Raw genomic sequence first — 7508 nt, 5'->3', positions numbered from 1 at the left:
TCAATATCTCTTCTCTCTCCTTCTTTGTCAATTTAATTGATGACACGCCCTAAATAGAGAAAAAAAATTATAATTTTTTGATTTCATAAATAAATCATTTTCATAGAAGAAGGGTACCCAATTGGAAAGAAAATTTTCGTTAATGGGTTAGAAGACATTCTGTTATGAAAAAATTTAAGCACACTTTATGGTTTCAAGCTCTTCTGGGGTCATTTCCCAGGGAAACACGATCCAAGCATTAATCTCTCGCACGAAAGTATCGATAAGATGCTTTCCATGGTGTTTCCCATAAAGGGATGCAAAATGAGCACCTGGAAGCATTTTGCGAACAATTTCAACCGTGGCTCCGGTATCAATAAGATCATCAACAACAAGCCAATTCTTTCCACTTTGAAGGGGAAGATTTTTTAAAACAGTAAGGCTTGTTTGTTGATCCGTGACATCATCATAACTTGAAAGACAAACAGTTTCGATGAGTGTGATATTAAGCTCGCGGGCTAAAATTCCTGCAGGAATAAGACCTCCGCGTGTAATGGCAACAAGCCCTTTCCAAGGAAGAGGAGGGAGTTTGTGAGCCAAAGCAAGGGCGTCTTTATGAAAGGCCTCCCACGTAATATAATACTTTTCAGAAGAATGAGGAAGCGTGTTAGGACTGTGCGTCATGAGAGGTGCAGCTTTCAAGTGTTGTGGAGTTTGAAGATTCAGGATCCAAAGCAGATTTACGTTTAGATCTTTGATTTTTGATAAGGTAGTAAATCCCAATACCAAGGCCAATTAAAAGAATTGGCGTGCTAATAATATAAAATTTATAATCCTCAAAAGCTTCAATAAGAGATTGTATGATGTCTGCTAAAACATATCCTACAGAACTGACGATCATTGCCCAGAGGGCAGCCGAAATAACTGTTAAAATTGTATAACGCTTAAAGGAAATATCACTGGCCCCAATAACAATAGGCGTAATGGTTCGTATCCCATATACAAATCGAAAACCCATAATCAGCCAATGGTCATATTTTTTCAATAGAGCAAACGCACGCTCAGATTTCTTTTCAAACATTTTAGAACGGTGGAGAAGCGTTGTTCCACCCACCTTTCCAATACTATAAAGAAGTTGATCATGAATAATGGCGCCAATGAATGAAACTGTCATGACGAGAGGAAGAGAAAAATATCCCATATAAGCAGCAGCGCCAGCAAGAAGAAGAATACTTTCTCCTTCAATGAGAGCTCCAAAAATTAGAACCCAATAACCATAGTCTTGTATAGAAGCGAGAAAAGCATCCACAAGTTTTTTCCTTGTAAAAAATAGGTTTTATCCCAACATGAACCTATTATACATAATACATATTCTTATTAAAGGGTATCTTAAATATGTCACATAAGAGAATTTATTTTTCTTGACAGGGTTTTCTTTCAAGAAGAATAAATCTATTAAAAGAAGGAAGCAACATGCTTAAAGACGTTCTTTATTTTACAAAGTAAGAGGGATTTATGACGTCTTTAATCCGCGTATATTCTTTCAATTAACATGTATAATAAAGTTTAAATTCCAAAGGATTGGGTGTGTGATCAACCTGATGCGCTTCTTTTGCTTTCAGATGAATATATGCATCAATTTGCTCATCTGAAAATACATTTCCCTGAAGAAGAAAGTCTCGATCTTTATCGAGAGCTTGAAGAGCTTCTTTCAAAGAAGAACAAAGGCGTGGAATACTTTTTAATTTTTGAGAATCAAGTTCATAAAGATTAAGATCAAGAGCTTCTTTAGGATGGATTTTCTTTTGAATACCATCAAGTCCTGCCATTAAAAGAGCAGAAAGAGCAAGATAAGGATTTGCAGCAGGGTCCGGAAATCGTGTTTCAATACGGCGTGCTTTAGGGGAGGTGACATGTGGAATGCGGCAAGCCGCAGAACGATTACGTGCTGAATAACCAAGCAAAACGGGTGCTTCATAGCCAGGAATCAAACGTTTGTAACTGTTGGTTGTTGGGTTTGTGAAGGCATTTAAAGCTCTGCCATGATGAAGAATTCCTCCAATATAATAAAGCGCTAAATCGGAGAGTCCTGCATATCCATCCCCCATGAAAAGATTTTTTTCACCTTTAAAAATAGATTGATGAACATGCATGCCAGATCCATTTTCTTCAAAAACGGGTTTTGGCATAAATGTTGCAGTTTTTCCATAACTTAAAGCTGTATTTCTGACGATGGATTTAAACATTTGAAGCCAATCGGCTGTTTGGCAAAGTGTAGAATATTTGAATCCTAATTCATGTTGTGCAGGAGAAACTTCATGATGATGTTTTTCAACAGGGATTCCTGCATTTAAAAGATGTGTCAAGATTTCTGAACGCAGATCATGCGTGCCATCTAAAGGAGTTGCAGAAAAATAAGCAGCTTTTTGAGCTGATCGGTATCCTGAATTAGCTTCTTTAAATTCTTCACCGGAAGAAAAAGGAGATTCCTCAGATTTAATCGCATAAAAACTATTGTAGGGATCAACCTTAAATCGAATGTCATCAAAAATGAAAAATTCAGGTTCTGGACCAAAGTAGGCTTCTGTTCCAAGACCACTTTTAAGAAGAAACATTTCTGCTCTTTGTGCAGTGGATCTTGGATCACGATCATAGGGTGTCAGCGTCATAGGATCATAAACATTACATGTAAAAATTAAAGTGGACTCTGTGGAAAAAACATCAATATATCCTGTCTGTGGATCTGGCATAAGAAGCATGTCCGAATCATGAATTAATTTCCATCCAGGAACTGAAGATCCATCAAACATAAGACCTTCTTTAAAAAGAGAAGAAGAGACTTGAGAAACATGAAGTGTAATGTGTCGCCATTCTCCCAAAAGATCTGTAAACCGAAATCCTACATAGGAAGCCTGTGCATCTTTAATAAATTTTAAAGCTGTCTGGATAGAGTTTGTCATTTTTAACGCTCTTAAAAAAATAAAATGTTTATAGGGCATCATAATCTCTGTTCTTAAAAAAAGTCAAAGGGGTATATGCAATTTTTTTATGACTACCAGAAATAAATTTAATAGATCTTTAAAAAAGGAGTAAGAAAAACAAAGAAAAAGGGGATAGAAAACCTAAGGAACCATCATTGTTTCTTCACCTGGTACTCCAATTGTAATGACGCCTCCCCATTCGCACATTAAAATAGAGGTATTTGATAGGGTTGGCATGTTACTTAAAAGAATTGTAGGTTCTCCAATAATCCAAGGTGAGGTCGTAGCGGGGATACAGGGCATAGGTGTTAAAACTCCCAAGCGTGCAGCAGTCGCAGCTGCAACAATTGGATTTGTGATTGTAAAACACTTTCCAAAGGGTAATATATTTAAAAAAGGAACATGGTCTTGGATATTGGCAGCCGGTTTATTTGTCGTCAGAGTTTGATGAATGGGAAGCGCCATATAAGTACTTGGAGAGGTTCCAAAAGAACATTTACATTTAGCACTCATACATGTTTGATTTGACATGATTTCTTCCTATTAATTATTCTTCTCCTTTTTAAGGTAAAGATATTTTTGATGAGAAGAAAGATTTTTTTTAAAAATCAAAAAATATTAAGAGATTTCATTTTTTATATCCGGCTGATTACCACCCCCCTATATTACACACTCCGTATATATGTGTTATTTATATCGACTATATCATGCTTTATAGAGGAAATGAGTATCTACAATTCAATAAAGTCCTTTGCATCCCATGTGAAGATTTTCTCAGAGAATTAAAACCTAATCATGCGATATGGGCATAATTCTTGTATACTAGACTTATATTTTCGAATTTATGATTCTTGTATATTGAATTTGTACCAGAGCTGTTAAGGGATTAATGAAGGCCCAATAATGGTCCTTTTTAAAAGAAAAAACTCTTTGGTAGAATCAAACCTTTTCTTTTATCGGTTACCTTACACAATTTCCATAAAAGTCTCTGTTTGAAGCCATAAAATCCCAGTTCGAATAAGCGTATTAGGATAAATTTTTTTGAGAAGTTCACCATAAAGCGAAAGTTGAAGTTTATACGCGGGCTTTAAAGAACATGGTGAAAGGGGAACATCTTTATCCGTTTTATAATCGACAATCCAGATTTCATTTTTTCCTAAAATGAGCCGGTCAATTCTTCCTGAAATTTTCTGTCCTTTATGGGTTCCAATCAGAGGAACTTCTCCAAAACTTCCAGGACCAAAAAGAAAAGAAAATTCTGGTTTTTTAAGAATTCTAAGGGCTGTTTGAATTAATTTTGAAACAAGGTCCTTTTCTTGAAGATCACTCTTTTTTATAAGTAAATGAGCTACATTTTCATGCGAATTTGAAGGGTAAAAAGGTAATTTTTCAAGAAGAAAATGAAGAATACGTCCATACTCTAAGGTGGACTCTAGGAAAGAAGGAGCTCTATCTGACTCCTCAAGCTGTGAGGGAAAAAGTGTTTTTATGAGAAGCGTTTCCGTGGGAGCAGGTTTAAAAATCCAGGATGGGAGATCAGAAAAAGAGACAACTGGTTTTTGGTGCAGATTTAGACAGGAAGAATGATCTTTTTCTTCTTTCTTCTTTCTCTCAAAAGAAATCTGAGAAGACTTATAAAGATATCCTTCTCCAGACCATGCATTTTGATTTCCTTCAAGGAAATGAAAAGATTTGGGCTTTCCAAGCTCTTGAAGTGCCTTTTGAGCCATTGAATACCAAGAATTCAAGGGTAATTGTGTCGTTGAGCTTCCAAGATATCCTGCAAGAATTAAGTGATCTTGTGCGCGCGTGAGCGCAACATAGAAAAGTCTCCGATATTCCTCGAGAATTTTATCGTAAGCTTGATCTAAAATCTCTTCTATATATTTCGGTCTAAATTCTTTAGGAGGGATAAAAAGGGGCGTTTGATCTTTTACATAAAGAGAAAATCCTGAGAAAGAAAGAGGCAGAGAAGAGGTATCAGGAAGAATAACGAGCGGGGCTTCAAGACCTTTAGAGCCATGAATGGTCATAATCCGAATAGAAGAAAATGATTGGCTTTCAAGGTCTCGTTTTACCACAAGAGAGGTGGTTTGAAACCAATGAATACATTGATAAAGGCTAAAGCCTTTAAGGCGATCAAGATCATAAAGAATCGTTAGAAATTCGTCTAATAAATCTTGTACATCCCCCCCAAATCGAGACAGAAGAAGAGAGCGTCCCTCATATTTTGTTAAAAGAAGATTAAAAAAATCAAAAGGAGACGTTTTTTCAGAAAGTTCTTTGATTTCCGTAAGCTTCTGAACAGTTTTTTTTAATTTTGGTGTGCAGTCTTGATGTTTTTTTAATGTTTCAAAAAGTGTTTCTGTGCGCCCAAAACAAAGTTGGAAAAGATCTTCTTCACAAAAGTCGAAGAACGGTCCTTTTAGAGAGGTTGCAAGGCTTAAATCATCAAAAGGAGACAAGCTCCAAGCTGCAAGTATTAAAAGATCTTGAATGCTTAGATGATCTTTTAAAAGAATGCGATCTCTTCCATTAACGGGAATACCTTTATTTTTTAAAAAATAGGTCAGTTCGTCAATAAGGCGGCTTCGTTTTCGTACAAGGATTAAAATATCCCCATAAGAAAGGGGCTTTTGTGTCGAAGGCAAGGGGTCTGCCTCTTGGCATCGTTTTTGAATTTCTGTGGCAATCGTTTGAGCGAGGATACGTTCAGGAGGAGATATTTGTTTAGGAGCTTCTTTAAAATCTGATCCCTCTTCTTGTGAAGAAAGAGGTCTTAAGAGAGGCCACAGCTCAACAGAGCCAGGATGTCCATGTCTCCAAATTTCATGAGAGATTTCTTCTTGAGAGAAAGAAACACCACGCAAAGAATCTGGGTCTTTGAAGACTGTATCAACAGTTTTTAAAACAGCTTCCGTCGAGCGGTAGGAAAGGCTCAACGCATGGGCATGCCAAGATTCATTTTTTTCAAGAGCCTGCCTTTTAAAAAAGGAATTTTTTTCTTTAAAGAGTAAAGGGTTGGCCCCTTGAAAGCTATAAATGGATTGCTTTTCATCTCCGACAACAAAAAGAGTTTTTGGAGAAAGAGGAGAAGAGTGATTTTCTTTAAGATGCGTTAAAAGAAGCGTTAATATCTCCCATTGAAGAGAATTTGTATCTTGAGCTTCATCCAACAAAATGTGATCAATTCCCGTATCAAGTTTATAAAAAACCCAAGGTGCCTTATGGGGATCTTTTAGAAGATTACATGTTTTAAGAAGAAGATCCGTATAATCAAGCGTATTTTTTGAAAATTTGTAGTTTTGATATTCTTTGAGAACACAGGAAGAGAGGATATAAAAAGCATGATTAAAGGATAAAAATAAAAGGGTGCGATACTGTTCTTCAATATTGAGAAGACGAATTTGTTCTTTAAGAAGAGCATCAAAAAGGACAGGATATTTTTCTTGGAGGGCTTTTTTAAGAATATTTTTACGTGGTCCTTTTTCAAGCGTTAAAAAAAGATCTCGATATTGAGAATAAAGGGCTTTTTTTTGCCCGTTTTCTTGTGTCAGAAACTCTTCTAGAAAGAGCCCTTTTTCTTGTGAAGAAAGCGTCTCTCCGTCGCATAAAAGACGGCTATATAAAACGAGTGATTCCTTTGGAAGCTCGGGGGGATTTAAAGATTTTTCAAGAAAAGAATCGGCAGATTCTGGAGACTTATTTTGAAATTCATAAGATGTTAAAAACGTCTCAAGAATAGGAATTTGATTTAAAATTTTTTCTAACATTTCTTCAAAAGAAGAAGAAGAAAAAAAAGGAAGAAGAGTCTCTAAGGATTCTTTTAAAGAAAAATTGCTGTTTCCTAAAAAAAGAAGAGAGGACGTTAAATTTTTAATAAATATTTGTCTTTCTTCTTCATCTGCAATGGAAAAATAAGGTGGAATATCTCCTTCCATGGGGAATTGTTCTAAAAGGCTATGACAGAAAGAATGAAAAGTTTGTATTTTCAAATCAAAGCTTTTTCTAAGAAGATTCCTTGCGCGTTCAATATCCGAGGAAGCAGGAGCTCTTCCCATAAGATATTCAATTTGTTGTATAAGAGAAGCTTCATCCATATAGACCCAAGTGCTGAGTGTCTTTAAAATTCGAGCTTCCATTTCAGCAGCAGCGGCTTTTGTATACGTTAAACATAAAAGACGATGGGGAGAAACGCCGTCGATCAAAAAAGATAAAACGCGATCGGTTAGAATTTTTGTTTTTCCTGAGCCAGCTGAGGCTTCAACCCAAAGGCTTGCTGTAAGATTTAATGGTGGAAAAGGATGAGAGGGATTAGATTTCATGAGAAAATTTAAGAGAAGAACTTAATCATTGTGATAAGGAGAGAAACAAAAGACCATTGTTTAATTTGATGAAAAGAAGATGTTTTTTTATTTTTTTATAGAAAAGTTTATATTGAGGCGCTCGAAAACTCTTTTCTTTAGGGAAGAGATGAAAGCACCGCTTTTAAAGCAGATTGAAAGTTTTGTATCATACTCTCGGAAAATAAAAAATGATATTCTTTGT

Annotated in this window: 5 protein-coding genes; all 5 read right to left on the bottom strand. The window is 35.9% G+C overall.

Translation table 11 applies throughout. The features are described from left to right. Positions 1 to 174: 174 nt before the first annotated feature. The 5 genes from gpt to addA all read right to left on the bottom strand — a co-directional run bounded on the left by gpt (position 175) and on the right by addA (position 7285). Positions 175 to 663, bottom strand: coding sequence for a xanthine phosphoribosyltransferase (gene gpt / locus JSS34_08015; GenBank protein ID MBS0186259.1), 489 nt, complete (start codon positions 661 to 663; stop codon positions 175 to 177). Continuing rightward, a complete protein-coding gene (locus JSS34_08010; GenBank protein MBS0186258.1) occupies positions 647 to 1288 on the bottom strand; it encodes a DedA family protein in 642 nt (213 codons plus the stop codon). The genes gpt and JSS34_08010 overlap by 17 nt, the downstream gene beginning before the upstream one ends. 238 nt (positions 1289 to 1526) lie before the next feature. Next, entirely contained in the window at positions 1527 to 2939 is a 1413-nt protein-coding gene (gene glnA / locus JSS34_08005; GenBank protein ID MBS0186257.1) for a type I glutamate--ammonia ligase, read from the bottom strand. A 162-nt stretch (positions 2940 to 3101) separates the two neighbouring features. Beyond that, complete coding sequence (locus JSS34_08000; GenBank protein MBS0186256.1) at positions 3102 to 3494, bottom strand: DUF4280 domain-containing protein; 393 nt, start codon at positions 3492 to 3494, stop codon at positions 3102 to 3104. A gap of 431 nt (positions 3495 to 3925) precedes the next feature. Further along, positions 3926 to 7285: a double-strand break repair helicase AddA gene (addA, locus tag JSS34_07995; GenBank protein MBS0186255.1), complete on the bottom strand. Its 3360-nt coding sequence runs from the start codon at positions 7283 to 7285 to the stop codon at positions 3926 to 3928. Between the last annotated feature and the right edge of the window lie 223 nt (positions 7286 to 7508).

It is taken from the genome of Pseudomonadota bacterium (assembly GCA_018242545.1).
GTDB lineage: Bacteria > Pseudomonadota > Alphaproteobacteria > 16-39-46 > 16-39-46 > 16-39-46.
This window is presented reverse-complemented; position numbering and strand designations above follow the sequence as displayed.

Bases quoted from the DNA above. Each gene is read 5' to 3' on its own strand.
- gpt (MBS0186259.1), bottom strand. From the start codon at position 663: ATGACGCACAGTCCTAACACGCTTCCTCATTCTTCTGAAAAGTATTAT.
- glnA (MBS0186257.1), bottom strand. From the start codon at position 2,939: ATGACAAACTCTATCCAGACAGCTTTAAAATTTATTAAAGATGCACAG.
- addA (MBS0186255.1), bottom strand. From the start codon at position 7,285: ATGAAATCTAATCCCTCTCATCCTTTTCCACCATTAAATCTTACAGCA.